The organism is Leclercia sp. TB492, from assembly GCF_049974505.2.
GTDB lineage: Bacteria > Pseudomonadota > Gammaproteobacteria > Enterobacterales > Enterobacteriaceae > Enterobacter > Enterobacter adecarboxylatus_C.
In genome coordinates this window covers 2,973,101-2,999,775 of the sequence record NZ_CM127572.1, presented here as the reverse complement: position 1 = coordinate 2,999,775, position 26,675 = coordinate 2,973,101, and the positions used below count along the sequence as shown (strand labels likewise).

Sequence of the window (26,675 nt, the reverse complement as noted above, 5' to 3'; positions counted from 1 at the left end):
CGCCGCTGGCGGAGCGTAAGCGCACCACAAGGGGGTGAGCATGAAACCGCTGCTGGATGTCCTTATTATCCTTGATGCACTGGAAAAGGAGGGGAGCTTTGCTGCGGCCTCGGCGAAGCTCTTTAAAACCCCCTCAGCGCTCAGCTACACCGTTCACAAGCTCGAAAGCGATCTTAATATTCAGATCCTGGACCGCTCCGGCCACCGGGCGCGCTTTACCCGCACCGGGCAAATGCTGCTGGAGAAAGGGCGGGACGTACTGCATACGGTACGTGAGCTGGAAAAGCAGGCCGTTAAACTGCATCAGGGCTGGGAAAACGAGCTGATTATCGGAGTCGATGATACCTTTCCGTTTTCCCTGCTGGCACCGCTTATCGAGGCCTTCTACGAGCAACACAGCGTTACCCGTCTCAAGTTTATCAATGGCGTGCTGGCCGGCTCCTGGGAGTCGCTGGTGCAGGGGCGGGCGGATATTGTCGTCGGCGCACTGCATGAGCCGCCGCAGCTCAGCGATTTTGGCTTTGCCTGTCTCGGGCAACTGGAACAGGTATTTGTCATCGCTCCACACCATCCGCTGGCCCAGGAGCCGGAGCCGGTGAATCGCCGGACGATCAAAAATTATCGCGCTATCGTGGTGGGTGACAGTTCCTTACCCGGCTGCGCGGTCTCTTCCCAGCTACTGGACGATCAGGAAGCTATTACCGTATTTGATTATAAAACCAAGCTGGAGCTGCAAATTAGCGGCTTAGGCTGCGGCTATCTGCCACGTTATTTAGCCCAGCGCTTTATTGAAAGCGGTGCGCTGGTAGAGAAACAGGTCATCGCGCAATCCAGCTATGATTCCGTATGGATTGGCTGGAATGAGCAGACCGCGGGGCTTGCCAGTGCATGGTGGCGACAAGAAATTTTAGCAAATAGTGCTATCGCTGCCGTTTATGCACAGGGCGCCGCTGAGAAATCAGGCGATTAAATAAAAATTTAACTTTAGGATGCCTTTCGATCTCTTGCATTTTCACTATCATTTAGGGAAAATGCGCCGCAGCAAACATGGAATAATCGACGATATAAAAGGCGTCGGTTATTTTTTTTTGCATGTAAGAAAACCATTAAATCCAAGAGGCCGGGCTTCGTACCGGATAGATATTTACTAAAATCCGACAGTTGTTGTCGCTGAGGAAGAAAGAAATGGGGCAATCATTCGCTTACGTGGCGGTATTCACCGTAAAGGAGAATAACTATGTCGCATAACGCAACTCCAAAAACCTCTCGCGTGGAATTACGTAAAACGCTTACGTTGATTCCGGTTGTTATGATGGGCCTTGCCTATATGCAGCCGATGACGCTGTTCGATACGTTTGGTATCGTCTCAGGCCTCACTGACGGTCACGTTGCAACGGCATATGCCTTTGCGCTGATCGCTATCCTCTTTACCGCGCTGAGCTACGGCAAGCTGGTTCGCCGCTTCCCGTCCGCAGGCTCTGCGTACACCTATGCTCAGAAGTCCATTAGCCCGGCTGTCGGCTTTATGGTGGGCTGGTCATCCCTGCTGGACTACCTGTTCATGCCGATGATCAACATCCTTCTGGCCAAAATTTACTTCGAAGCGCTGGTGCCTTCCGTACCGTCTTGGATCTTTGTTGTGGCGCTGGTGGCCTTTATGACCATCTCTAACCTGCGCAGCATCAAGACCGTTGCCAACTTCAACACCCTGATTGTTATCCTGCAGATGGGGATTGTTGCGGTGATCGTGGGTCTGATCATTTACGGCGTTTCTCACGGTGAAGGCGCAGGTACGCTGACCAGCACCCGTCCGTTCTGGTCTGAAGGCGCGCATGTGGTGCCAATGATCACCGGTGCGACTATCCTGTGCTTCTCGTTCCTCGGCTTCGACGGCATCTCTTCTCTGTCTGAAGAGACCAAAGACGCTGAGCGTGTGATTCCGCGCGCTATCTTCCTGACGGCATTGATTGGCGGCATCATCTTTATCGGTGCTTCTTACTTCCTGCAGCTGTACTTCCCGGATATCTCTCGCTTCAAAGATCCGGACGCGTCACAGCCAGAAATCATGCTGTATGTTGCCGGTAAAACCTTCCAGTGGGGCGTGCTGATCTTCTCCAGCGTCACCGTACTGGCATCCGGTATGGCGGCACACGCTGGCGTTTCCCGTCTGATGTACGTGATGGGCCGTGATGGGGTGTTCCCGACTCGCTTCTTCGGTTATGTTCATCCGAAATGGCGTACCCCGGCATGGAACGTGCTGCTGGTGGGTGCCATTGCGCTGCTGGCGATTAACTTCGACCTGGTTACCGCGACTGCGCTGATCAACTTCGGTGCGCTGGTTGCCTTTACCTTTGTTAACCTCTCCGTGATCTCTCAGTTCTGGATCCGTGAGAAGCGCAACAAAACGCTGAAAGACCACTTCAACTACCTGCTGCTGCCGGTATGTGGCGCGCTGACTGTAGGTGCGCTGTGGATCAACCTGGAAGAGAGCTCAATGGTTCTGGGTCTGATCTGGGGTGGTATCGGCCTGATTTACCTGGCATGCGTAACCAAAAGCTTCCGCAACCCGGTTCCTCAGTACGAAGACGTAGCATAACAAACCTCCAGGCCCGGCAAGCGTAGCGCCGCCGGGCAAAGCAAAAAAAACCGGAGAACATCGCCTCCGGTTTTTTTATATCCTGCGCTTACACAATCTCCTGCGCATATTGATACAGCGCCTTCAACAGCGCCTGCTTTTCAGCATTGCCTTCATACTCGCCGTAGAGCATCTCCAGCTCCTGGGCGTAAGCCTGCAAATACTCCGGCGTAAACACATTGCGGCGATGCTGCAACCACCGTTCCTGCTCGGCCTCATCCAGCGTGCCGGGGAAATTACGCGCCCGGTAGTTAAAGATCAGCTTGTTGATGCGCTGGTCGGCAAAGGTGATATCCAGTGCGGGCAGGTTACGGGGATCGGTCTGCAAAACGATATTCATGGCAGAGCGGTCAGCATCGCTGAAAAAGCCGTTATAGAGCTGGGCATCAACGTTCTCTGACGGGACAAACGGCTCCGCCTCGGCAAAAATCGCCACCACCTTTTCGCGCACCTGCGGGTTCTCACGCAGCCGTTTCAGGTTGTCCAGGCAGTGCTGACGGTCGATTCCCAGCCGTTCGGCATCGTCCGGACGCAGGGTGTTAGCGGGGGCCAATACCGGGCACTTGTTAATATGCACCAGCTTCACCGGCACGGCAGCATCGTCGCCCAGCGTCTCTTTCGGCGTGTACAGCCGCTCGCGCAGGGCGTCGCTTTCAAGCGTCAGCAGGGGGGTAATATCCCCGGCCAAATCAACCATAATCACCGCGTTGCGGTTTTCCGGGTGCCAGGCCAGCGGGGCCACCCAGCTGGTATTCCCGCGCCAGGCGCCAAACATCCCGGAGATGTGCATCAGCGGCTTCATCTGCGGCACGTCTATCAGGGTGGTGAGTTTCTGTTTACTGCGATGGCTGAGCAGGTACTCGAACAGCTTCGGCTGCCGGGTCTTCACCAGCTTCGCCATGGCGATAGTGGCGTAGACGTCCGCCATCGCGTCATGGGCGTTGCTGTGTTCAATACCGTTCGCGCGGGTCAGATGTTCCAGGCGGAAGCTGGGTAGCCCGTCTTCATTATCAGGCCAGACGATCCCCTCCGGGCGCAGGGCATAGCAGGCGCGCATCACGTCCAACAGATCCCAGCGTGAGTTCTTATTTTGCCAGCTCCAGGCATAGGGATCGTAGAAGTTGCGGTAAAAAATATGCCGGGTCACTTCGTCATCGAAGCGCACGTTGTTGTAGCCCACCACGCAGGTGTTGGGCACGGTAAACAGGTCGTGAATGCGACGGGCAAACTCCGCTTCATTCACCCCTTTCTCCCGGGCTTCCTGCGGCGTAATGCCGGTGACCATCACCGCACCGGGCTGGGGCAGATAGTCATCTGCGGGTTTGCAAAAGAACACCTCCGGCTCGCCGATGATATTGAAATCGGCATCGGTGCGGATCGCGGCAAACTGAGCAGGGCGATCCAGCGAGGGGCTGGTGCCAAAGGTTTCGTAATCGTGGAATAAAAATGTAGGCAGCGCGGCGGAGTCAGACACCAGTAATACCATCCTGTTTATGAGTGACACCACTATGGTAAACCATCCGGCCTGGCACGCCGAAGGAAAAGCGCCCTCAGCCTGCAAATTTGCGAGGCATCGTCCGGGAAAAACCTGCGTGCTGTCACATTTTTTTGCAATTATTCCAGGTATCCAGCGGAAAACTTCCGTAAAAAGGGCAACGATTTTAAATGACCTGAGGATATACCGTTGAAACGCCGTCTGTTTATTGCTGTTTCTTTACTCACTTTGAGCATTTCTTCCGCGCTGGCTGCCGATCCGATTAATTATGCGCCGCAGCCGCCAGCCGTCCAGGCAGGCTCTTGGGTGCTGATGGATTATACGACGGGGCAGATTTTAACGGCGGGCAACGAACATCAGCAGCGTAATCCGGCCAGCCTGACCAAGCTCATGACCGGCTATGTGGTGGATCGCGCCATCGACAGCCATCGCATCACCCCGGACGATATGGTCACGGTTGGACAGGATGCCTGGGCCAAAGGCAATCCGGTGTTTGACGGCTCCTCGCTGATGTTCCTGAAGGCGGGCGAGCAGGTGTCGGTGCGCGATCTTAGCCGCGGTTTGATTGTCGACTCCGGCAACGACGCCTGCGTGGCGCTGGCCGATTACGTGGCGGGCGGACAGCCTCAGTTCGTCACCATGATGAACGACTACGTTAAAAAGCTGAATCTGCGCGATACCCATTTTGAAACGGTTCACGGTCTGGACGCCCCGGGCCAGCACAGCTCGGCGTACGACCTGGCGGTGCTTTCCCGTGCCATCATTCACGGTGAGCCGGCGTTTTATCACATGTACAGCGAGAAGAGCCTGACCTGGAACGGCATCACCCAGCAGAACCGTAACGGCCTGCTGTGGGATAAGTCCCTCAGCGTTGATGGCCTGAAAACCGGTCACACTTCCGGTGCCGGCTTTAATCTGATCGCCTCTGCCGTGGACGGTCAGCGCCGCCTGATTGCCGTCATTATGGGGGCCGAGAGTCCAAAAGGTCGTGAGGATCAGGCGCGCAAGCTCCTGCACTGGGGACAGCAGAACTTCGATACCGTGCAGATCCTGCGTAACGGTAAGCAGGTAGGCATCGAGCGTATCTGGTACGGCGATAAAGAGCAGATTTCGCTGGGCACCGATCAGGACTTCTGGCTGGCGCTGCCGAAGGCGGAGCTGCCGAACATTAAAGCCAAATATGTGCTGGATAAAAAAGAGCTGGAAGCGCCGATTGCCGCGCATCAGCGGGTCGGGGAGATCGAGCTGTACGATCGCGATAAAGTGGTCGCCCACTGGCCGCTGGTGACCCTGGAAGGGGTGGGTAAAGGTGGGATGTTCTCACGCCTGAGCGACTATCTGCACCACAAAGCCTGACGGCAGGATGAGCAGGCTGGCGACTGTGCGAGCCTGCTCGCATAATAGACAGATCATCATTGTTAAACCGCTTTTCTCTGCATTACAGTGTATGTATATACAGTAACCAATCGGAGGCAGCATGGACTACAGCATCAAGCACCAGAATAAACGCAAAATCGCCGGTTTTCATATGGTTGGCCCTTGGGAGCAAACGGTTAAGCAGGGTTTTGAGCAACTGGTGATGTGGGTAGACGGCAAGCATATTCAGCCGCTGGAGTGGGTGGCCGTCTATTATGATAATCCGGATGAAGTGCCCGCTGAAAAGTTACGCTGCGACACGGTGGTCACCGTGCCGGACGATTTTGTCATCCCCACCAACAGTGAAGGGGTGATCCTCACTGAAGTGGCCGAAGGCGAGTACGCGGTAGCCACCGCCCGCGTTGAGAATTATGACTTCGCCACCCCCTGGAACCTGTTTTTCGACAGCCTGCTTGAAGATGGCGATTACCAGATCGCACCGAAACCCTGCTTCGAACGTTACCTGAACGACGGTAACGCCGACGGCTACTGGGATATCGAGATGTTTATTCCGGTACAAAACCGGGTCGCGTAACGCTGCAGGTATGCTCAGTCTTCACAGGGTTTTTCTGCCGGGTGCCACCACTCCGGCAGAAAACGCAGTACAATCAGGGTTTGCCGTAATGCTGGAGAGCGTGTGCGCCCCGACAAGACTCTGACGCCTTTTGAAATTCGACTGTATCGCCATTACCGCACCGTACACGGGTGCCGTATCGCGCTGGCGTTTGTCCTTACCTTTTTACTGGTGCGTCTGCTGGACGTGCCGGAAGGGACATGGCCGCTGATTACCCTGGTGGTCATCATGGGGCCCATCTCCTTCTGGGGCAACGTGGTGCCGCGCGCGTTTGAGCGCATTGGCGGCACCATTCTGGGTTCGGCACTGGGATTGATTGCCCTGAAGCTGGAGCTAATCTCCCTGCCGCTGATGCTGCTGTGGTGCGCGGCGGCGATGTTCCTCTGCGGCTGGCTGGCGCTGGGTAAGCGGCCCTATCAGTCGTTGCTTATCGGGATCACCCTTGCGGTGGTAATAGGCGCGCCCACCGGGGATATGCATACCGCCCTGTGGCGAAGCGGCGACGTGATCCTCGGTTCCCTGCTGGCGATGCTGTTTACCGGTATCTGGCCGCAGCGGGCGTTCCTGCACTGGCGTATCCAGATGGCGAACTATGTCACCGCCTTCAATCGGGTCTATCAGGCGGGCTTTTCCCCTAACCTGGTGGAACGTCCGCGGCTGGAAAAACATCTGCAATCCATCCTCAACGACGTGGTCAAAATGCGCGGACTGATTACTCCTGCCAGCAAAGAAACCCATATCCAGAAATCCATTTTCGAAGCTATCCAGACCGTCAGCCGCAACCTGGTCTGCATGCTGGAGCTGCAAATCAACGCCCACTGGGCCTCCCGGGCCAGCCATTTTGTGATGCTGAATGCCCGGACTTTAAAAGAGACCCAGCAGATGACGCAGCAGACGCTGCTCACCATCGCTCATGCGCTCTACGAAGGTAATCCGCAGCCGATTCTGGCCAATACCGAGCGGCTGAACGAAATCGTTGCCGAGCTGCGCCAGCTGATCAAAGATCAGTCCAGTGAAAACGTGGCGGAAACGCCCATTCACGGCTATGTATGGTTGAGCATGGAGCTTGCGCGTCAGCTGGAACTGTTGTCACATCTTATCTGCCGGGCATTGCGCAAATAAAAAGCGGCTATGCGTGGTTGTGTTGCCTGCTGCTTCGATTCAGCAGAAATTGAGGTTATGATAGGGACAAAGGAAAAATTATTGTCATCAGCAATCGCTGTCAGTAAGGTTAACGGCATCGCGGTTGTTTAAACGAATCCGAATCTCACATTATCAGGGGTGTAAAAATGGAAACTACCAAGCCTTCTTTCCAGGATGTTCTGGAATTCGTCCGCCTGTTCCGCCGCAAGAACAAACTGCAACGTGAAATCCAGGACGTTGAGAAAAAGATCCGTGACAACCAGAAGCGTGTTCTGCTGCTGGACAACCTGAGCGATTACATCAAACCAGGCATGAGCGTTGAAGCTATCCAGGGCATTATCGCCAGCATGAAAAGCGACTACGAAGATCGCGTAGACGACTACATCATCAAAAATGCTGAGATCTCTAAAGAGCGTCGTGAAATCTCGAAAAAGCTGAAAGTCATGGGCGAGATGAAGCACGCTGAAGCCAAAGGCGAATAAGCGTCGCTGAACAAACTAAGCCCTCCGACCTGTCGGGGGGCTTTTTTTTGTCCGCGGTTTGCCGAACCCGGAAAAGCAAAAAGCCTGCTCGAAAGCAGGCTTCTTAAATGTGGCTCCTCTGACTGGACTCGAACCAGTGACATACGGATTAACAGTCCGCCGTTCTACCGACTGAACTACAGAGGAATCGTTGTGGAGCGTTATCTTAGCGGCGAAAAAACTTTTGTCAAACCTGATCTTACCTGATTTCGATCAACTGCTGATTCCGTCGTCAGTTTGACGTAATTACCAACATATTTTTGTGGGAAATACTTTGCAGGATCTGCATTTCTCCCTCATCATTTGAAATGGAGTTTCAACTTTTCTCGCTAAGGTCCATTTTGAACGTCACCTCCGCTTTACGCCAGGCCGTGATGCGCACGCCCTGGTATACCAAACGTAAGAGCTACAAGGTTCTCTTCTGGCGCGAAATCACCCCCCTTGCCGTGCCTATCTTCCTGGAAAACACCTGCGTCCTGCTGATGGGGGTGCTTAGCACCTTCCTTGTCAGCTGGCTCGGCAAAGAGGCGATGGCGGGGGTTGGGCTGGCCGACAGCTTTAACATGGTGATCATTTCATTCTTTGCGGCGATCGATCTCGGAACCACGGTGGTGGTGGCCTTTAGCCTGGGGAAACGCGATCCGCGTCGGGCGAGGGCTGCTGCCAGGCAGTCACTGGTGATCATGACCCTGTTCTCCATTGTGCTGGCGGCGGTGATCCACTATTTCGGTGAAGAGATCATCAACGTGGTGGCTGGCGAGGCCACCGGCGAGGTGAAAGCGCTGGCGCTGTCGTATCTCGAGATGACGGTGTTGAGCTATCCGGCCGCGGCAATTGCGCTGATTGGCAGCGGGGCACTGCGCGGAGCGGGGAACACCAAGATTCCGCTGCTGATTAACGGCGGGATGAACATCCTGAACATTATCATCAGCAGCGTGCTGATTTACGGCCTCTTCTCCTGGGACGGGCTCGGCTTTGTCGGGGCGGGTCTGGGGCTGACAATCTCGCGCTATATCGGTGCCATCGCCATCATCGTAGTGCTGGCGGTCGGTTTTAACCCGTCGCTGCGCATCAGCATTAAGAGCTATTTCAAACCGCTCAACTTCGCCATTATCTGGGAAGTGATGGGCATCGGCGTGCCTGCCAGCATTGAATCTGTGCTGTTTAACGGCGGCAAACTGCTGACCCAGATGTTCGTAGCAGGAATGGGTACCGACGTGATTGCCGGTAACTTTATCGCCTTCTCCATCGCGGCACTGATCAACCTGCCGGGCAACGCCCTCGGCTCGGCCTCCACCATTATCACCGGTAAACGACTTGGGAAGGGCCAGATCGGCCAGGCGGAGCGTCAGCTGCGCCACGTCTTCTGGCTCTCGACGATCGGCCTGACCGCCATTGCGTGGGGAACCGCGCCGTTCGCCAGCCTGATGGCCTCGTTCTACACCCATGAGCAAGACGTTAAGGATGTGGTGGTGATCCTCATCTGGCTGAACGCCGCCTTTATGCCGATCTGGGCCGCCTCGTGGGTATTGCCTGCCGGGCTGAAAGGGGCGCGCGATGCCCGCTTTGCGATGTGGGTCTCGATGCTTGGGATGTGGGGCTGCCGCGTTGTGGCGGGTTATACCCTGGGGATCATGCTGGGGATGGGCGTTGTCGGGGTCTGGCTGGGGATGTTCCTCGACTGGGCGGTACGCGGAGCGCTGTTCTACTGGCGAATGGTCAGCGGCCGCTGGCTGAAGAAATACCCACGACCGCAGCGTGACAATGTGGCGGTTGTAGCGTCAGAACGGGTGGTAAATGCGCAAAGTGGGGAATAAATCGGCAAACGATGCAAAATCTGCATTCTGCCTTTGACAACGCCAGGTGGCATCGCTAATATTCGCCCCGTTCACACGATTCCTCTGTAGTTCAGTCGGTAGAACGGCGGACTGTTAATCCGTATGTCACTGGTTCGAGTCCAGTCAGAGGAGCCATATTTAAGAAGCCCGCTTAAGGAAACTTAAGCGGGCTTTTTGCTTTTGAAGGTTCGCCCTCACCCGGTGGGTGAGGGCGTCAGCCAGACTACCTCTGTACCGGTGCCGTCGCCGCAACCAGCCACGGTAGCGCATCGCTGTTAACGTGCGGCGAGAGCGTCTCGCGTACCTGCTGGTGATACGCATCCAGCCACTGGATCTCTTTTTCGCTCAGCAGATGCAGCTCCACCTGGCTCAGGTCAATCGGCGCCAGCGTCAGGGACGCGAAGCGGCAGAAGCCCGGCAGGCTCTCCACAATCTCCACCTGATTTTCAATGCGGATCCCATACGCATCGGCCAGATAATAGCCCGGCTCGATGGTGATGATATTGCCTGCCACCAGCGGCCACGGATTGACCTTCTTAGCAATACGCTGTGGATTCTCATGGATCAGCAGCTGATGGCCTACGCCGTGTCCGGTGCCATGATCAAAATCGAGCCCCAGCTCCCACAGCCCACGCCGTGCGAAGGCATCTATCTGATGTCCGCAGGTCCCGGACGGGAACTGCAGGGAGATGAGCGATAAAAAGCCTTTCAGCACCGCGGTGTAGTGCAGACGACACTGGGCGCTCAGCGGACCGAAGGCCAGCGTTCGCGTGGCATCGGTGGTGCCGTTATGGTACTGGCCGCCGGAATCGTTCAGATAAAAGTGGTCGCGGGTAATGGCGGCATTGGTCTGCTCGCTGGAGTGGTAATGACACATCGCCGCATTGCTGGCCGAGGCGGAAATGGTGGCAAAACTCTGCTCGATAAAGCCTGGTCTCTGCTGGCGGAATGCCAGCTGCTGGGCCTGCGCTTCCAGCTCCGTAAGGGGATTGCCCGCGGCCTCGCGGCGGGGCACCTCGTGCGCCAGCCAAGCCAGGAAGTTGACCCACGCCACGCCGTCCTGCTGATGGCTGTCGCGGTAGCCCGCCAGCTCGGTCGGGTTTTTATGGGCTTTCATGGCGGTGATCGGGTCGGCGTGCCAGACGATCTCTCCCTGCGGTTCGACGGCAAAACGCAGGGCCACAGGCGCTGAATCGGCGTCCACCATTACGCGTTTCCCCGCACACAGCAGCTGGCTGCGCGGCAGAAAATCGGCTTCAGGAGCCAGCACCAGGCTCTCCAGCAGCGATGCTGACAGACCCTGAGTTTTCCCCGGGATGACAAACCACTCCACCGCGCCCTCGCGGCTCAGCAGGGCAAACGAGTTAGGCACCGGACTGGTCGGAATATCGCTGCCGCGCACGTTCAGCAGCCAGGCAATGTTGTCCGGCTGGGTGATGGCCAGATAATCAGCATTCTGCCCGGCGAGAATGGCGGCGACGCGCTGGCGCTTGTCAGCGCTGCTCTCGCCGCTGATTTCCACCGGCATCTCGCGGATCGCGCCGACGGGCGGGGCCGGGCGATCCTGCCACAGGCAGTCGAACGGCGAATCATTCAGGGCAATCAATTCGCAATGGCTGGCGTTCAGCGCCTCATACTGGGCATTGGTCATCAGCAGCGCTTCAAAGGCAATACGGGAGCCTGCTTCAACATGTCGATCCAGCCACTCCGCGAGCGGATCGTTGTGCAGATGCAGGATCTCAATCTCAGCCAGATCCACCTGTTCGCGGGCCTGTACCTGATAGCGTCCGTCGACAAACAGCAGGGCGCGATCGCGCAGGATCAGGGCGTGGCCCGCCGAGCCGTCAAAGCTGGTCAGCCAGGCGAGAACATCGTCATGCGGGTGGCAATATTCGCTCTGAAAGGCATCGGTACGCGGAACGATAATGCCATCCAGCGCCTGGGTTTCCAGCCACTGGCGCAGGGCAGAGAGCGGGGATGTGGTTTGCATAACTTTCCTTTTTTATGATTAGCGGAACGGCGGCTCGTTAAAGGTGCGCAGTTTGCGCGAGTGCAACTTATCGCCTTCGGCACGCAGCAGGTCGATGGCGCGAATGCCAATCTGCAGATGCTCAGAGATCGCCCCCTCGTAAAAACGGTTCGCCTGGCCGGGGAGTTTAATTTCACCGTGCAGCGGCTTATCAGAGACGCACAGCAGGGTGCCGTAAGGCACACGGAAGCGGTAGCCCTGGGCGGCGATGGTGGCGCTCTCCATGTCGATAGCCACCGCGCGGCTTAAGTTAAAGCGTAGCGCCGAGGCCGAGTAGCGCAGCTCCCAGTTCCGGTCGTCGGTCGTGACCACCGTTCCGGTGCGCAGTCGCTGCTTAACTTCTTCGCCCGGCATGCCGCTCACCTCTTTGGTGGCGTCGTACAGCGCCCGCTGCACTTCGGCAATGCTCGGGATCGGAATGTCCGGCGGCAGTACCGCATCCAGGACATGATCGTCACGCAGGTAGGCGTGGGCCAGCACGTAATCGCCAATCAGCTGGCTTTCACGCAGCCCGCCGCAGTGGCCAATCATCAGCCAGACGTCCGGGCGCAGCACCGCGAGATGATCGCAGATGGTTTTGGCGTTCGAGGGGCCAACGCCGATGTTGATCAGGGTAATGCCCTGACCATCGGCGGTCACCAGGTGCCAGGCCGGCATCTGATGCTTTTTCCACGCCAGGTCGGAGATGGCCTGCTCCGGGGCTTCGGTTTCAGCGGTGATCCAGATCCCACCCGCGCAGGAGAGGGCGATGTACGGGCTGTCAGGATCGAGGATCTGGCTGCAACCCCAGCGCACAAACTCATCCACATAGCGGGTGTAGTTGGTGAACAGCACGAACGGCTGGAAATGTTCCGCCGGGGTGCCGGTGTAGTGACGCAGGCGCGCCAGGGAAAAATCGACGCGGCGGGCGTCAAAGTGCGAAAGCGGGGAAAACTCCGCCGGATGGTAGATCCCGTCGGCGGTCTCATCCCCGATCTGCGACAGCTCGGTGGTCGGGAAGTGGCGCGTCAGGCCCGCGCTCATGGAGCGGTCCAGCGTCAGCTCTGAGCCGTCGATAACATACGGATAGGGGATCTCATGGCGCGACGGCTCCACGGTGATATGGGCGCCGTAATCCTGATACAGCAGCGTCAGCTGCTCTTCCAGATACGGGCGAAACAGCGTCGGGCGGGTAATGGTGGTGGAGTAGCATCCCGCGTGGGTGAATCGCGCATAGGCGCGGGTCTTTGGCGTATTGGTGGCGCTACCATCCCAGGTCACTGAAAGCGATGGATAAACAAAGAGGCCATTGATTCTGGCCTCTGCATCGGGGAGCGTTCCGTCTTTAATATAGTCGCTGATGGCGCTGCGCAGGGCGTTGACCGCCTGGTCGTACAGCGCATCCAGCGTTTCCAGTGCCTGAGCCGGGGTCAGGCTGGAGCCCTTATTATTCATATCTGTCTCCTTGTTCCACAGGTGTACGGCTTTCACCGATAGTATGTCACCTGGATGTGAAACTAAAGTATCAGGATGAAGCCTGTTTCATCAGCAGGGCCGTGGCGGCAGAGAGCAGACAACCGGCCAGCAGATAGATCGCCACGCTGTGCCAGTCGCCGCCGGAGAAGGTCACCAGCGCGGCGGCGATAAATGGCGTAAACCCGCCACCCACCACGCTCGCTACCTGATAGCCAACGCCCGCGCCGCTGTAGCGGTAGCTCGCGCCAAACATCTCGGTGAACATCGGCTGCTGGACGCAGACCACCATGTCATGGGCGATATTCGCCAGCAGGATAGCGAATACCACAATCCAGACTACCGACTGGGCTTCGAGCGCCATAAAGAACGGGAAAGTGCTCAGGGCGCCGGTGAGCGCACCGGTGATATAGACCCGGCGGCGGCCAAAGCGGTCCGCCAGCCAGGCGAAACAGGGGATGGTCAGGCAGCTGATACCGCCCACCAGCAGACCAATATTGAGGAACAGCTCGCGGGGCAGGCCGAGATTCTGGGTGGAGTAGCTCAGGGCAAAGGCCGTGACGATGTACATGGTCAGCAGCTCGCACAGGCGCAGGGCGATGATTTTTAAAAAGGCGCCCGGATGGCGGATCAACGCATCCATCACCGGCAGGCGGCGCTTCTCAGCGGGCTGCTGACGCTGCTGCTCGAATTCGGCGGACTCGTCCATCCCCTTACGCACCCATAAAGCACCCAGCACCAGCACGATGCTGAACAGGAACGGGATCCGCCAGCCCCAGCTCAGGAACTGCTCGTCGGTGGTGAGCGTGCTGATCAGCGACACCAGCCCGGTGGAGAGCAGCAGGCCAACGCCATATCCCACCTGCACGCCGCTGCTGTAGAACGCTTTTTTTCGTGCCGGGGCGCTTTCCACCGACAGCAGCGCTGCGCCGCCCCATTCGCCGCCGACGGCGAAGCCCTGAACGGCGCGCAGGGTGACCAGCAGAACCGGTGCCCACCAGCCAATCGTAGCAAAGGAGGGCAGGATACCAATCAGCGCGGTGGCGATGCCCATCATCCACACCGTCAGCATCAGCATCCGTTTGCGCCCCAGCTTGTCGCCAAAATGGCCAAAGATCACCCCGCCGAGCGGGCGGAACAGAAAGCCGACGCCAAAGGTGGCAAAGGCAGCGAGCGTACCCATTGCCGGGCTAATCTGCGGGAAAAATTCGCGGTTAAAGACCAGCGCGGCGGTAATGCCGTACAGCAGAAAATCGTACCAGTCGACTACCGCACCGGCAAAACTGCCGAGGGCCGCGCGGCGCGCACGATTTAGCGATGGTGTTGCCCCGTCGGGGGACGAGGATGCGAGGGTGGTGTCCATAGTGGTCCTGTCTGACGTTATTTTTTTATTGGTATAGGAAGAAGATCACTCACAATGCGGTCGCCTGAAAATAGCGACGGGTATGAGACTACCCCGACAGCGGGCAGGTGAAAACGTTTTTATCCCCGAGTGAGCTAAACGGGTGATATTTATCAACATGATGATTTGTTATCTGGCGATAAACGCAGCAACAAGGCTATGCTTGTCTGATACGTGGAGCGACAGAGGAAGGGAATGATGCGTCGTAGTACTATTTTGGGCTGTTTTGCAGCATTACTGGTCAGTCAGAGCGCGCTGGCGGTGAGCTACCCGTTGCCGCCTGAAGGCAGTCGTCTGGTGGGAAGCCCACAAACGATCACCGTTCCGGCTGACAACAGGTTGCCGCTCGAAGCCTTTGCGGCGCAGTACGGGCAGGGGCTGAGCAATATGCTGGAGGCCAACCCGGGAGCCGATCCGTTTTTACCTAAATCAGGCTCGCAGCTGATCGTCCCACAGCAGATCATCTTACCGCCGACCGTGCGGGAGGGGATTGTGGTGAACGTGGCGGAAATGCGCCTGTACTACTACCCCAAAGAGGGCAATACCGTTGAAATCTTCCCTATCGGCATAGGCGAGGCCGGACGGGAAACGCCGCGTAACTGGGTCACTGCCGTCGAGCGTAAGCAGGACGGGCCAACCTGGTCGCCAACGCCAAACACCCGTCGCGCCTACGCCAAAGAGGGCAAGACCCTGCCCGCATTTGTTCCCGCGGGCCCGGACAACCCGATGGGGCTGTATGCTCTCTATATCGGCAGGCTGTATGCCATTCATGGCACCAATGCGAACTTTGGCATCGGGCTGCGCGTCAGCCAGGGCTGTATTCGTCTGCGGAACGACGATATTAAGTATCTGTTCGATAATGTCCCGGTCGGAACCCGTGTCCAGCTGATCGATCAGCCGGTGAAAGTCACCACCGAGCCGGATGGCAGTCGCTGGGTGGAAGTCCACGAACCGCTGTCGCGTAATCGTGCAGAGTTTGAATCGACGAATAAAGTGCCGCTGCCGATGACGCCAGGATTACGCGCGCAGATTAACGGTGGGGATGTGGACGCCGTGCGCGTTAGCGAGGCGCTGGAGCGCCGGTCGGGAATGCCGGTGAATATCAGTTGGGGTGCCCGGAGTGCGCCACTGCTATAGGAGTACTCGCTGAGTCGTCGCCTGAATTCAGGCGACTCATGCCGCGCTTGTACCCACGATTGCCTATTTCCAGGCACGATTAAGAATTCATACATATTGATTACGGCGTATAGTTGACGGATATCTATTATTCAGAATTACCGTTGGCTCCTCTTTCTCACCTTAAATCGGTGGGCCACTCTCATTACGTCATTTTTAGCGTTGAGATATTGCAGGTTGTTTGTCAGCTGTTGGAACTGACGGCATCGCAAGTATTCCTCTACCACATCAGTGAGAAGAGATACGATGAAAAGTTACCAGCCGATCTCCCCGCTGCCAAAACCCCCTGTGCGGCGACTCAATGTTTATGCTTTCGATCCACAATCTTCCGTGGAGCTTAAAACCGCGGTTATTAACAATACGGTTATTGAGCTTCCCTGGGAAACCCGTTGGGAGGATCAGTTAGAAACCGGCCCCATCAATGATTATCTTGAAGTAATTGATTACGATCCCAGCTCAGGACTCTTTTACACTCCAACCGATCTCAATGATCCTTTTTTGCTGGCACAGGATGGATTACCCCCTTCCGAAGGCAACCCGCAGTACCATCAGCAGATGGTATTCGCCGTTGCAATGCGAACTATACGTAATTTCGAGCGTGCGCTAGGACGCCTTGTTTTGTGGGCGGGCGATCGTAACGCACCGAAATCCTCACCGGAACGTAATTTTACGCGACGGCTACGTATTTATCCCCATGCTCTGCGTGAAATGAATGCCTATTACAGCCCCACTAAGCGGGCTTTATTATTTGGATACTTTAAGCACCCGGAAGGCGATGTCGCCTTCTGCTCCTGGGTTTTTACCTGCCTTTCGCAGGATATCATTGCCCATGAGACCACACATGCCATTCTCCATGGCATGCAACAGCGTTCGATTGAAGCCTCCAATCTGGACTCTCTGGCTTTTCATGAAGCCTTCGCAGATATCATCGCATTACTACAGCATTTCAGCATGACAAACGTCGTCCGGCACCAGTTGGCGCAGAATAAAGGTTCGCTGCGTGAACCTGGATTATTAAACGGACTTGCGCTTCAGTTCGGTCATGCAACGGGTTGCCACGGTGCTTTACGTTATGCGCTGCAATACTTGAGTACCTCTGCGACAGCTCCTGAAGGAGGAGAGCATAACGCTCTCAGCCCGCCCAAAAAATTGTCTGAAACCTTTGAGTCGCATGAGCGGGGCGGGTTTCTCGTTGCTGCTATCTTCGATGCCTTCGTCACGATTTATGAGCAAAGGACCGCCGACCTTTTTCGCCTGGCGTTCTCTGGGGCCGCCTCAAACCAGGATTATCTCCCAACGGAATTGGTTAATCGCCTTGCCATTGAAGCAGCAAAAGCTGCGGATCAAGTGCTACGTATGTGTGTGCGAGCCCTGGACTATATTCCGCCCGTCGATTTACATTTTGGCGAATATTTACGCGCAATTATTACGGCTGATACCGATCTGGTGGCGCATGATCCAATGCGCTATCGCATTGCTTTCGTTGAAGCCTTTAAAAAACGAGGCATAACTGTGCCTGGCTGCATTTCGATGGCACCTGAGAGTCTGTTATGGGATGAACCTGATCTTACGGAAGCTCCCGAATTTGGTTCCAGGGGTCGTAGCCCTGAAGAGGGGTTGAGTAATGTTTTCTCCGGGCTGCTGAATACACTCGAATTATCAGGTTCGATCAAGCCAGGGGAGCCGGGAGCGACGGGCGGCGGGAGACGTAATCTCCGGGAAGCCGCAATGTTATCAATCCAGCGCAATCAGGCACGCATTCACGCCTGGTTCGAGCAGGATAGCCCGTTTGACGAAGGATGGGAAAAGCTGTTGGGTATGCGGCTCATTGCTTTCGATAATCCTATACGTAAGTCGCCCGTCCCCCTTGTTGCTACCCTGTGGACGGGGAGAGCAACACAGAATGGTGAATTTTCTAACGTCCCCACTTTCGAGGTTCATTCTGCACGTATTGCGCGTCGTGTTGGGCCGGAAGGTCAAGAGACGCATCAACTTATCATACAGATCACCCAGAAACGGCGTGGATTTGATGATCCGGCCGATCAGGAGAAAGCGGATGCGGGGAATATCGCACTTTTAACTCGGGATCCTGATTTCTGGTTCCGCGGCGGTGCGACGATCCACATCGACCTGCGAGATGGAAAATTAATCCGCATCATTAGAAAGAATGTTTGCGACAACAAAAGGTTAGCGGTTCAGCGGGCATTCAGGACGGGGCAAACCCTGGGGCTGGCACCAGGGTTATATTCACATGCGAACTGCGAGCCATTCGCCTTCCTGCACAGGGGGCTATGATGACGCAACCAACAATAACGGTTCGCATGTACCGCGCATTAGGCGGTGAGGGTAGTGATTATCGCGGTTATCTGGGCGATTGCTTTCTCATTAGGGTGGCGAACGAACGTAATCCCCCTGCGCATATATTGATCGATTTTGGCGTTCTGATGGGCACGACACAAGCCCATGAGCGAATGCGGAAAATCGCGACTGATATCGTCATTATGACCGGGGGAAAATTCGATGATGAGGGCAAGATAACCCAAAAAGGGACTTTGGATCTGTTAGTGATAACCCATGAACACTGGGATCATCTCTCAGGCTTTTCACAGGCGCAGGATATTATTTTTAGCGGTCTGGCGATCCAGCAACTCTGGATGGCCTGGACCGAGGATGATAATGATGCCTTAGCCAATCAGTTACGTCAGGAGCGGGACCGACGCACACTTTCATTAGCCGCTCTTTCTGAAATGATCCAAAAGGTTGCGGAGGGTCTGAATCCCTCACCACTGGCGGCTGACAGGCAGATTGCGCTTTCCGGGCTTGATGCCTTTTTAGGTCCTTTGGTAGAACCGGTTGAGCAAGAAAGGGCGGATAACGGGCTGGCCGCCAGAACTACCGCACCACGACGCCTTCAAAGCCGGGAGATTATCGCTAAATTAAAAACCGAGGCGGTAAGTAAGGCATTCCTGTCGCCCGGTCAGGTGGTTACCGCACCGGGAGGAATGAAAACCTATGTGCTGGGGCCACCACGTAATATTTCTCGACTGAAAAAGGACAAGCCGTCAGGTACAGCAAAAGAGACCTATTTCGATAATCAGGCGTTAGAGGAAAGGCTGTTCCGAATTGTTGACAATACGCCTCTCGATCCGGATAACGACCAGCCTTTCGCCAAACGTTTCAATTGTTTCCATGTTGAGCAGGTGCATGCGTCGAATGAGGCATCTGCAGGCAGCGACTGGAGTACCTTTCTCTGGTTCAAAGAACACTATTTCGCTCAGACATCCGAAGACGGATGCGATCTGTCGCGCCGAACGATTGATTCGGACTGGATGGGCGCAGCGGGTCAACTGGCCCTCAAGCTCGACGCTGATACCAATAATACCAGCCTTGTCCTGGCTTTTGAGCTTCCTGACGGAACGTTTATGCTTTTCCCGGGGGATGCTCAGGTAGGTAACTGGTTATCGTGGCACGACCAATCATACCTATATGGACATCAGGAGCTTACTGCGGCTGACATTCTTGGCCGCGTGCGATTTTACAAGGTTTCGCATCATGGCAGCGATAACGCCACGATCAAGGAGAGAGGCCTTGGCCTGATGACTCACCCCGATCTGGTCGCGGCAATCTCTACGGATGAGGCTTTTGGCAAGCAACAGGGTGTTAAGGGATGGCATATGCCAGACGCGCGGTTAAATGATGCTCTTCTGGCAGCAACGAAAGGGCGAGTTTTTCGTAACGATGACCCAACAGATACGCTTTACCCGCATTTCGATAATCGGCTGAGTTCCTGCGAACTCTACCTTGAGTACACCGTGTATAACGCAACGGAGTAGACATCATGGTCTTCGATCAAGAGTATGCACAGCGTTTTATTGTGAATGCCTCTTTACCCTCAAAACCCGAGCTGTTCGGTATTGATAAAGGAATGGGAATGCCGGATTTAAAAACATCCAGCAAACAGTCGCTGGTTGTCGGCTCAAATGTTGTTTCTTTCATGGCTGGGGTAGAGGCGGAATTGCGGCAGGCCATTACAGACTCGTCCCTTTTTGCACAGCTCGCCGCGGCGAAAAGCGTTAACGCGGATCCTGATCCGCTGAAGTTCTTTGATGCCTATTTCACCAATCTGGCGGTACTTGGCTGGGTTATTGAGGAAAAAGAAAGTATGGAGCTTCATTATGAGGGAGATACGCTCGACGTTCATCAGGCGATAATTGGCGTGATTACTTCTTTTTTAAGCCCTGTAGCCGGAGCAGTAGAAGCTGTTCTCGCTGTATTGAATGGATTGCGTAGCATGACCAACCATGCGCCATTCATCACCCTTTTTAATCAACAAAGTCGACATGACAATATTGGCCGTTTCCAGTTCACCTGTATATATTCCAGGCCGAATCAAGGTCTCACAGCAAGTGCAATGGCTTTTTCTCTTCGAGCGAATAATACCTTGACGCAGGTTCTGTTTTTTAAACTGCAAAAAGGTCAGGCCTCATTGCGCCAACGCACAGGCGTGCTTTCTATTGATGCTTACGCAATGAAAACGCTGCAATCACAACTGAAAGCGAAATTGGGAGCATATCGCAGCGCGTATATAGCTAATGTTGAACTTGGCACTCTTTGAGAGGAGAAAGATCATGGCAATTTGCCCATTTGCTGAACAGCATACCATCACCGGTAGCAGTGGAAAATATACGGGAGGTATATTCAAAATTGTTCATCACACGACAGAAGGCGGAAGCGCTGAAGGTGCATTTGCTGCGTTTAAGGCTCATCGATCCGATCCGCACTTCACCGTTGATGCCAACAAAATCTATCAGCACATTGATACTGACGTGGCGGCGCGCTCATTACGAAATGCGGCCGGTGGGGTAGAGACCAACCGGGATCGTGCATTACAGATTGAAGTTGTAGGTTTTGCCGGGAAGACAAAGAACAAGGCGACGATGAAGAATCTTGCTCGTCTGTGCCGTTGGCTCGAAGAAACGCATCATATTCCTTTAGTTTGGCCTGCTGGCCTCCCCAAACCAGCCCGGAATGGCAAAGATCCGGGGGGACATGTGCGTAGCACCGAGGCATGGGCAAAAGGCGGGCATTTTGGTCATTGCCATGTGCCTGAAAATACGCACTGGGATCCTGCCTATACGAAGACTGAAGCCGCTTATCTGATGGCCGCAAGATTTGACGCTGCCGGGAAACTCATCAATGCGCAGGATCCCGCCGTACTCGCTCTGGAGCAGCAACCGATCGCGATGGACGGCGACGCAGCGTTCGCGATCATGGACGATCATGCGGACGTTGGCGATGCGAATACGGACACTGTCGAACCCGTTAATGCTGCCGTGCACAAACAGCCGGAACAGGTGCCGCTTTTAATACAACCCGGCGGCGGTCTGTGCCTGTCAGGTGGTGGCTACCGGGCCATGCTTTTTCATGCGGGAAGTTTGCTTCGGCTTTATGAAACGGGTCATCTTTACTCCCTGCAACGTATTTCTAGCGTTTCAGGGGGATCAATCACCAGTGCAGTTCTGGCGCTGGCCTGGAGGCATCTCCCGTTTGATGGCGAACGAGCGTCATTCGAAGCCCGAATAATTATTCCGATAAGAGATCTTGCCCGACGGACCCTCGATGCTGAAGCAATCCTGACGGGACTGCTGCTGCCTGGTACCATTGGCGAGCAAATCGCTGCTGCGTACGACAAGTACCTGTTTCATGGTGCAACATTGCAGAACCTGCCCGTTACGCCGCGTTTTATTATTAATGCAACGAATGTGCAATCCGGCATACTGTGGCGTTTTTCCAGGCCCTATATGGGAGACTATCGGGTTGGCCGTATTGAGAATCCTGAATTCTCGCTAGCCAGCGCAGTTGCCGCTTCCTCCGCATTTCCGCCTGTGTTATCACCGCTTACTATTGGACTTTCTCCAGCCTCCTTTAAATCCGGTTCGGGCGATGATTTGCAGCGGTTCCCCTATACATCTGATGTCGTACTGGCAGATGGCGGCGTTTATGACAACCTGGGCCTGGAGACGGTCTGGAAACGTTACGAGACGGTACTGGTCAGTGATGCGGGGGCCAAAATAAAACCGGAGGAAGAGCCTAAAAAAGACTGGGCACGTCATGCTTATCGTATTCTTGATATCATTGATAATCAGGTACGTAGCTTGCGAAAACGCACGCTCATTGCAAGCTATCAGGCCCTGCCTGACGATCCCGCAAAACGCAAAGGGGCTTACTGGGGGATCGGTGCGGAATATGATCATTATGCCAGGCGAGCGCTGAACCTGCATTGTACGCCGGAACGTATTCAGGAGCTGGCTACTATCGCGACGCGTTTAAAGAAACTGGATGATGAACTGCAGGAGAGGTTAATTAATTGGGGCTACGCCATCACCGATGCTGCATTACGCACTTATGTTGATCCCGAATTGCCTGAACCTGCGGCCTTTCCCTATCCAAAGAGCGGTGTCTGACTCTTGCATCACAATCAGGGGACAAGATTAAAGGATGGGTAAACGCGTAATGTAAAAGCAAAAAGCCCGCTTAAGTTTCCTTAAGCGGGCTTCTTAAATATGGCTCCTCTGACTGGACTCGAACCAGTGACATACGGATTAACAGTCCGCCGTTCTACCGACTGAACTACAGAGGAATCGTGTGAACGGGGCGAATATTAGCGGCGTCACCTGCACTTGTCAAAGGGTGATCCCGCCTGGGTGGATCGTTTGCTGACAAAATCAGCAAGGTGGCGGTTTCAGCAACGAATTGCACGTTTTTGGTGCGCCTATACCCCGAATGGGGCAGATCATAAACCGTTGTTTCATGTTTGAAACCGACGGCAGTGATTAGATTTCCTTATTTTCCGCCGCTTAGCGCACATATCGGACCTCTTCGCAAAACTGGCAAGCATCTTGCAAAACCCTCAGTACATTCGCGCCGGAACCGGCAACGCATTTCGTACAGGGGGCAAAATGAACTTAAGACGACTGAAATACTTCGTAAAAATCGTCGATATCGGCAGCCTGACCCAGGCCGCTGAGGTGTTGCATATCGCACAGCCGGCACTGAGCCAGCAGGTGGCCACTCTGGAAGGTGAGCTGGATCAGCAGCTGTTGATCCGCACGAAACGCGGCGTGACTCCTACCGAAGCGGGCAAGATCCTCTACACCCACGCACGTACCATTCTGCGCCAGTGCGAACAGGCGCAGCTGGCGGTGGGTAATGTCGGGCAGACGCTGAGCGGGCAGGTGTCGATCGGACTGGCACCGGGCACGGCAGCCTCGTCAGTCACCATGCCGCTGCTGCAGGCGGTGCGCGCGGAGCTGCCGGAGGTGCTGGTCTATCTGCACGAAAACAGCGGTTCGGCGCTGAACGATAAATTGCTCGGTGGGCAACTGGATATGGCGGTGCTCTACGATCGCTCGCCCGTGGCGGGGATCACCAGCCAGCCGCTGCTGAAGGAAGATCTCTTCCTGGTGGGAACGCGCGACTGCCCGGGGCAGAGCGTGGATTTGACCGCGGTGGCCGAGATGAATCTGTTTCTGCCTCGCGATTACAGCGCCGTGCGGTTACGCGTCGATGAAGCTTTCTCCCTGCGCCGTCTGACGGCCAAAATCATTGGTGAGATTGACTCTATCTCCACGCTGACCGCCGCTATCGCCAGCGGGATGGGCGTGACTGTCCTGCCTGAATCGGCAGCCCGATCGCTCTCCAGCGCCGCAAACGGCTGGATGGCAAGGATCTCCTCGCCGTCGATGAGCCTGCCGCTGTCGCTGAACGTCTCTGCACGCGGCGCGCTGTCACCGCAGGCGCAGGCGGTAAAAGAGATCCTGATGTCGCTGGTAAGTCGTCCATCGCTGGAGAACCGTGAGCTACAACTGGTCAGCTGATATTCCATAAAGGTATAAGTTGCGGGTTTTTATTATTTGTTCTCACGACGAGCACACTCTAACAATAGCGTTATGTCAGATGCGCCGGAGTGAACCGTGAATTTCCAGCAACTTAAAATTATTCGTGAGGCGGCCCGTCGGGATTACAACCTGACCGAGGTCGCCAACATGCTCTATACCTCCCAGTCGGGCGTCAGCCGTCATATCCGCGAGCTGGAGGAAGAGCTGGGCATTGAGATCTTCATTCGTCGTGGCAAGCGCCTGCTGGGGATGACCGAGCCCGGCAAGGCGCTGTTGACCATTGCCGAACGCATTCTCAATGAAGCCAGCAACGTGCGTCGGCTGGCCGATCTCTTTACCAATGATGCCTCCGGTGTATTGACCATCGCCACCACTCACACTCAGGCCCGCTACAGCCTGCCGCCGGTGATCAAGGCGTTCCGCGAGCTGTTCCCGGACGTGCGTCTGGAGCTGATCCAGGGTACGCCCCAGGAGATTGAAGTCCTGCTGCAAAACGGCGGGGCGGATATCGGCATCGCCAGTGAGCGCTTAAGCAACGACCCGCTGCTGGCCGCGTTCCCGTGGTTCCGCTGGCATCACAGCCTGTTGCTGCCGGTCGAACATCCGCTGACCCAGGTCTCCCCGCTGACGCTGGAGGCTATCGCCAAATGGCCGCTCATTACCTATCGTCAGGGCATTACCGGGCGTTCCCGTATTGATGAGGCCTTTAACCGTAAAGGCCTGACGCCGGATGTGGTGCTCAGCGCGCAGGATTCCGACGTGATCCGCACCTACGTCGAGCTGGGACTGGGGATTGGGCTGGTGGCGGAACAGTCCGGCGGCGAGCGCGAACAGGGGAGCCTGGTGCGCCTTGATACCCGTCATCTGTTTGATGCCAACACCGTCTGGCTCGGGCTTAAGCGCGGCCAGCTGCAGCGCAACTATGTCTGGCGCTTTATCGAACTGTGCAACGCCGGGCTCTCGGTGGATGAGATCAAACGCCAGGTCATGGAGCCGGAAGAAGTGGCGATTGACTACCAGATTTAGGCCAACCAACCCCGCATCGCGGGGTTTTTTCTCTGAAGCGTCTTCGCATTTCTTGTAAAACCTGATTCTGCCTGGAAAATGTACATCATTAAATTCCAATGTTATATTTAAATATAATATCTGGAGGAGTTCTATGTACATAACACGTCTGAAAAAAGTGGGCGGCTCTGTCATGCTGGCAGTCCCTCCAGCGATTTTGAAAACGCTCGACCTGCAACCAGACAGCGAGGTCGGCGTCACTATCGACAACGGCTGCCTGATAGTTGAACCGCAAAAACGCCCGCATTATTCACTTGCTGAACTGCTGGCGCAGTGCGATCCGCAGGCCGAACTCAGTGAAGAAGATCGAGAATGGGTTGATGCGCCAGCTGCAGGCAAGGAGATCCTGTAAATGGATAGAGGGGAAATCTGGCTCGTTTCACTTGATCCTATTGCCGGGCATGAGCGAAGCGGAAAACGTCCGGTGCTTATCGTATCGAAGGCTGCGTTCAATCATCTCACCCGCCTGCCTGTTGTGGTTCCTGTCACCACTGGCGGCAAGTTTGCCCGTACTGCGGGTTTTGCCGTATCCCTGGATGAAGCGGGCTCAAAAACCAGGGGCGTGATTCGCTGCGATCAGCCTCGTACCATAGATATGGGAGCACGGCATGGCATAAAGTTGGAGCGTGTGCCGGATAGCGTAATGAATGAGGTACTTGCGAAGTTGGGTGCTTTGTTAACCTGATGTCGTGCTTAGAAATATCCAGAATAGCAAAAAGCCCGCTTAAGTTTCCTTGAGCGGGCTTCTTAAATATGGCTCCTCTGACTGGACTCGAACCAGTGACATACGGATTAACAGTCCGCCGTTCTACCGACTGAACTACAGAGGAATCGTGTGAACGAGGCGCATGTTAATGGCCCCGCTAGTTTGTGTCAACACTAAATTCAACGCGCTGATTCAATTGATTAATTAAGCTTCAGAGTGCTGATTTAGTGTACTTGCGTGGCAGGATCATCGCCCTGGCCGTCATTTTCACGTAACCGCTGCAGCGGGTCCTGCTGGTAAAACTGACAAAAACGCTGCCAAAGCGCCGGGAAGCGGGGGGCGAAAAGCTCGGGTGCGCTGAAGAAATATTCTGATAACACCGCAAAGCACTCAGCAGGATCGGTGGCAGCATAGGCATCAATGCTGGCAGCGCTTTCGCCCACCAGATCGATCTCATCCTGGATGTTGTTCATCGCAGCGTGCAAATCGTGTTCCCAGCCCGCCACTTCACGCAGGGGGATAAACGGCACGCCGCTGGCGCGATCGCCGTTGCGGGTGTCCAGTTTATGCGCCACTTCATGAATGATGAGGTTAAAACCGGAGGCGTCGAACGAGTCCTGAATGTCCAGCCAGTTAAGAATGATCGGTCCCTGTTGCCAGCTTTGACCGGACTGCACCATTCGCTGACTGTGCACCAGCCCAATGTCGTCCTCCCATTCGTCGTCCACCACAAACGGCGCCGGGTAGATCAGCACTTCATGGAAACCGTCCAGCCATTCGATACCCAGTTCCAGAACCGGCAGGCAGAAGAGCAGGGCAATGCGGGTGCTCTTGCGATCGTCGAGTTCAAAACCCTGCAGCGGGACCAGGCGTTTTTGCTGTAGGAATCGCACGGCAAGCTGCACCAGACGCGATTTATCCTCATCCGATAAAGTGGACAGGACGGGGATCGCCAGCGCCTCTTCCCACGGCAGCGCCGCGCTTCGGGCGGATTCATTCGATTTCCAGGGCCACTTAATCATCGCTTTGCTCGCAAACTCGTCACTTGAACAAAATTGACCGGTTATGGTCTGTTAAAATGCCAAATTACCCGGCATGATGGCAACCATCAAAACGGAGAGATGCCGGAGCGGCTGAACGGACTGGTCTCGAAAACCAGAGTAGGGGCAACTCTACCGGGGGTTCAAATCCCCCTCTCTCCGCCACTTCATCTCTTCAGTCAGTCTTCCTGCTAGCTTTCTCGTCAGACATCCTGTGCGCTGGGTACCTTATCATTCCACTTACGGGTAGTAACAGCCCTTTACCGCTTCAAAACAATATATGTG

Annotated in this window: 21 protein-coding genes, 5 tRNA genes and 1 pseudogene; 19 read left to right on the top strand and 8 right to left on the bottom strand. The window is 55.4% G+C overall.

All coding sequences use genetic code 11. From position 1 onward, the window contains the following. Positions 1 to 40: 40 nt before the first annotated feature. The 3 genes and pseudogenes from ACP4QI_RS14275 to ACP4QI_RS14265 all read left to right on the top strand — a co-directional run bounded on the left by ACP4QI_RS14275 (position 41) and on the right by ACP4QI_RS14265 (position 2,596). Positions 41 to 1,026, top strand: a pseudogene (locus ACP4QI_RS14275) (LysR family transcriptional regulator). Positions 1,027 to 1,185: 159 nt separating this feature from the next. Then, on the top strand, positions 1,186 to 1,248 hold the full coding sequence (gene yoeI, locus ACP4QI_RS14270) for a membrane protein YoeI (RefSeq protein WP_138370007.1): 63 nt from the start codon (positions 1,186 to 1,188) through the stop codon (positions 1,246 to 1,248). Then, positions 1,238 to 2,596, top strand: a complete 1,359-nt coding sequence (locus tag ACP4QI_RS14265; RefSeq protein ID WP_185902373.1) for an APC family permease — start codon at positions 1,238 to 1,240, stop codon at positions 2,594 to 2,596. The genes yoeI and ACP4QI_RS14265 overlap by 11 nt, the downstream gene beginning before the upstream one ends. 88 nt (positions 2,597 to 2,684) lie before the next feature. On the opposite strand, the gene sbcB is transcribed toward ACP4QI_RS14265, so the two are convergent. After that, the gene (gene sbcB, locus ACP4QI_RS14260) at positions 2,685 to 4,109 is read right to left on the bottom strand and encodes an exodeoxyribonuclease I (protein WP_426495281.1); all 1,425 of its coding nucleotides are present in this window, start codon (positions 4,107 to 4,109) and stop codon (positions 2,685 to 2,687) included. A gap of 204 nt (positions 4,110 to 4,313) precedes the next feature. Between sbcB and dacD the strand changes: the two genes are divergently transcribed. From dacD to ACP4QI_RS14240, 4 genes are all read left to right on the top strand, one after another. Next, positions 4,314 to 5,486, top strand: a complete 1,173-nt coding sequence (dacD, locus tag ACP4QI_RS14255) for a serine-type D-Ala-D-Ala carboxypeptidase DacD (protein WP_426495387.1) — start codon at positions 4,314 to 4,316, stop codon at positions 5,484 to 5,486. Positions 5,487 to 5,607: 121 nt separating this feature from the next. Beyond that, positions 5,608 to 6,081, top strand: a complete 474-nt coding sequence (sbmC, locus tag ACP4QI_RS14250; RefSeq protein ID WP_142486344.1) for a DNA gyrase inhibitor SbmC — start codon at positions 5,608 to 5,610, stop codon at positions 6,079 to 6,081. A gap of 102 nt (positions 6,082 to 6,183) precedes the next feature. Beyond that, positions 6,184 to 7,242 (top strand): FUSC family protein, encoded by a 1,059-nt coding sequence (locus ACP4QI_RS14245; protein ID WP_142486343.1) that lies wholly within the window; start codon positions 6,184 to 6,186, stop codon positions 7,240 to 7,242. A 167-nt stretch (positions 7,243 to 7,409) separates the two neighbouring features. After that, positions 7,410 to 7,745 (top strand): DUF496 family protein, encoded by a 336-nt coding sequence (locus ACP4QI_RS14240; RefSeq protein WP_103180181.1) that lies wholly within the window; start codon positions 7,410 to 7,412, stop codon positions 7,743 to 7,745. Between the two features lie 110 nt (positions 7,746 to 7,855). Here the strand turns inward: ACP4QI_RS14240 and ACP4QI_RS14235 are convergent. After that, positions 7,856 to 7,931: transfer RNA gene (locus tag ACP4QI_RS14235), tRNA-Asn, on the bottom strand. 161 nt (positions 7,932 to 8,092) lie between these two features. Between ACP4QI_RS14235 and ACP4QI_RS14230 the strand changes: the two genes are divergently transcribed. Both ACP4QI_RS14230 and ACP4QI_RS14225 read left to right on the top strand, forming a co-directional pair. Further along, positions 8,093 to 9,601: an EmmdR/YeeO family multidrug/toxin efflux MATE transporter gene (locus ACP4QI_RS14230; RefSeq protein ID WP_426495282.1), complete on the top strand. Its 1,509-nt coding sequence runs from the start codon at positions 8,093 to 8,095 to the stop codon at positions 9,599 to 9,601. An 80-nt stretch (positions 9,602 to 9,681) separates the two neighbouring features. After that, positions 9,682 to 9,757, top strand: a tRNA-Asn gene (locus tag ACP4QI_RS14225). Positions 9,758 to 9,845: 88 nt separating this feature from the next. On the opposite strand, the gene ACP4QI_RS14220 is transcribed toward ACP4QI_RS14225, so the two are convergent. The 3 genes from ACP4QI_RS14220 to shiA all read right to left on the bottom strand — a co-directional run bounded on the left by ACP4QI_RS14220 (position 9,846) and on the right by shiA (position 14,466). Then, on the bottom strand, positions 9,846 to 11,612 hold the full coding sequence (locus ACP4QI_RS14220; RefSeq protein ID WP_426495283.1) for an aminopeptidase P family protein: 1,767 nt from the start codon (positions 11,610 to 11,612) through the stop codon (positions 9,846 to 9,848). A gap of 18 nt (positions 11,613 to 11,630) precedes the next feature. Next, positions 11,631 to 13,085, bottom strand: a complete 1,455-nt coding sequence (locus tag ACP4QI_RS14215; protein ID WP_156264171.1) for an AMP nucleosidase — start codon at positions 13,083 to 13,085, stop codon at positions 11,631 to 11,633. A 70-nt stretch (positions 13,086 to 13,155) separates the two neighbouring features. Beyond that, a complete protein-coding gene (shiA, locus tag ACP4QI_RS14210; protein WP_285128064.1) occupies positions 13,156 to 14,466 on the bottom strand; it encodes a shikimate transporter in 1,311 nt (436 codons plus the stop codon). 234 nt (positions 14,467 to 14,700) lie between these two features. On the opposite strand from shiA, the gene ldtA reads away from it, so the two are divergent. The 5 genes from ldtA (at position 14,701) to ACP4QI_RS14185 (ending at position 22,145) form a co-directional block, all read left to right on the top strand. Further along, positions 14,701 to 15,642, top strand: coding sequence for a L,D-transpeptidase (gene ldtA / locus ACP4QI_RS14205; protein WP_156264170.1), 942 nt, complete (start codon positions 14,701 to 14,703; stop codon positions 15,640 to 15,642). A 285-nt stretch (positions 15,643 to 15,927) separates the two neighbouring features. Continuing rightward, positions 15,928 to 17,976, top strand: a complete 2,049-nt coding sequence (locus tag ACP4QI_RS14200) for a hypothetical protein (protein WP_426495284.1) — start codon at positions 15,928 to 15,930, stop codon at positions 17,974 to 17,976. Further along, positions 17,973 to 19,514 carry a hypothetical protein gene (locus tag ACP4QI_RS14195; RefSeq protein WP_426495285.1) on the top strand — a complete coding sequence of 514 codons (1,542 nt, stop codon included), beginning with the start codon at positions 17,973 to 17,975 and terminating at the stop codon, positions 19,512 to 19,514. The genes ACP4QI_RS14200 and ACP4QI_RS14195 overlap by 4 nt, the downstream gene beginning before the upstream one ends. Before the next feature lie 5 nt (positions 19,515 to 19,519). Continuing rightward, entirely contained in the window at positions 19,520 to 20,296 is a 777-nt protein-coding gene (locus ACP4QI_RS14190; RefSeq protein ID WP_426495286.1) for a hypothetical protein, read from the top strand. Positions 20,297 to 20,309: 13 nt separating this feature from the next. Beyond that, entirely contained in the window at positions 20,310 to 22,145 is a 1,836-nt protein-coding gene (locus ACP4QI_RS14185; protein WP_426495287.1) for a patatin-like phospholipase family protein, read from the top strand. A gap of 100 nt (positions 22,146 to 22,245) precedes the next feature. On the opposite strand, the gene ACP4QI_RS14180 is transcribed toward ACP4QI_RS14185, so the two are convergent. Next, positions 22,246 to 22,321 (bottom strand) — tRNA-Asn (locus tag ACP4QI_RS14180). Between the two features lie 319 nt (positions 22,322 to 22,640). Here ACP4QI_RS14180 and nac point away from each other — a divergent pair. From nac to ACP4QI_RS14160, 4 genes are all read left to right on the top strand, one after another. After that, positions 22,641 to 23,558: a nitrogen assimilation transcriptional regulator NAC gene (gene nac, locus ACP4QI_RS14175; protein ID WP_142486333.1), complete on the top strand. Its 918-nt coding sequence runs from the start codon at positions 22,641 to 22,643 to the stop codon at positions 23,556 to 23,558. A 96-nt stretch (positions 23,559 to 23,654) separates the two neighbouring features. Further along, complete coding sequence (gene cbl / locus ACP4QI_RS14170) at positions 23,655 to 24,605, top strand: HTH-type transcriptional regulator Cbl (RefSeq protein ID WP_426495288.1); 951 nt, start codon at positions 23,655 to 23,657, stop codon at positions 24,603 to 24,605. A gap of 133 nt (positions 24,606 to 24,738) precedes the next feature. Then, positions 24,739 to 24,996 (top strand): AbrB/MazE/SpoVT family DNA-binding domain-containing protein, encoded by a 258-nt coding sequence (locus tag ACP4QI_RS14165; protein WP_285111221.1) that lies wholly within the window; start codon positions 24,739 to 24,741, stop codon positions 24,994 to 24,996. Beyond that, complete coding sequence (locus ACP4QI_RS14160) at positions 24,997 to 25,329, top strand: type II toxin-antitoxin system PemK/MazF family toxin (protein ID WP_426495289.1); 333 nt, start codon at positions 24,997 to 24,999, stop codon at positions 25,327 to 25,329. Between the two features lie 69 nt (positions 25,330 to 25,398). Here the strand turns inward: ACP4QI_RS14160 and ACP4QI_RS14155 are convergent. Both ACP4QI_RS14155 and mtfA read right to left on the bottom strand, forming a co-directional pair. Next, positions 25,399 to 25,474, bottom strand: a tRNA-Asn gene (locus ACP4QI_RS14155). Positions 25,475 to 25,574: 100 nt separating this feature from the next. After that, positions 25,575 to 26,372 (bottom strand): DgsA anti-repressor MtfA, encoded by a 798-nt coding sequence (gene mtfA / locus ACP4QI_RS14150; protein WP_156264165.1) that lies wholly within the window; start codon positions 26,370 to 26,372, stop codon positions 25,575 to 25,577. Positions 26,373 to 26,465: 93 nt separating this feature from the next. On the opposite strand from mtfA, the gene ACP4QI_RS14145 reads away from it, so the two are divergent. Further along, positions 26,466 to 26,555, top strand: a tRNA-Ser gene (locus tag ACP4QI_RS14145). Positions 26,556 to 26,675: the final 120 nt, after the last annotated feature.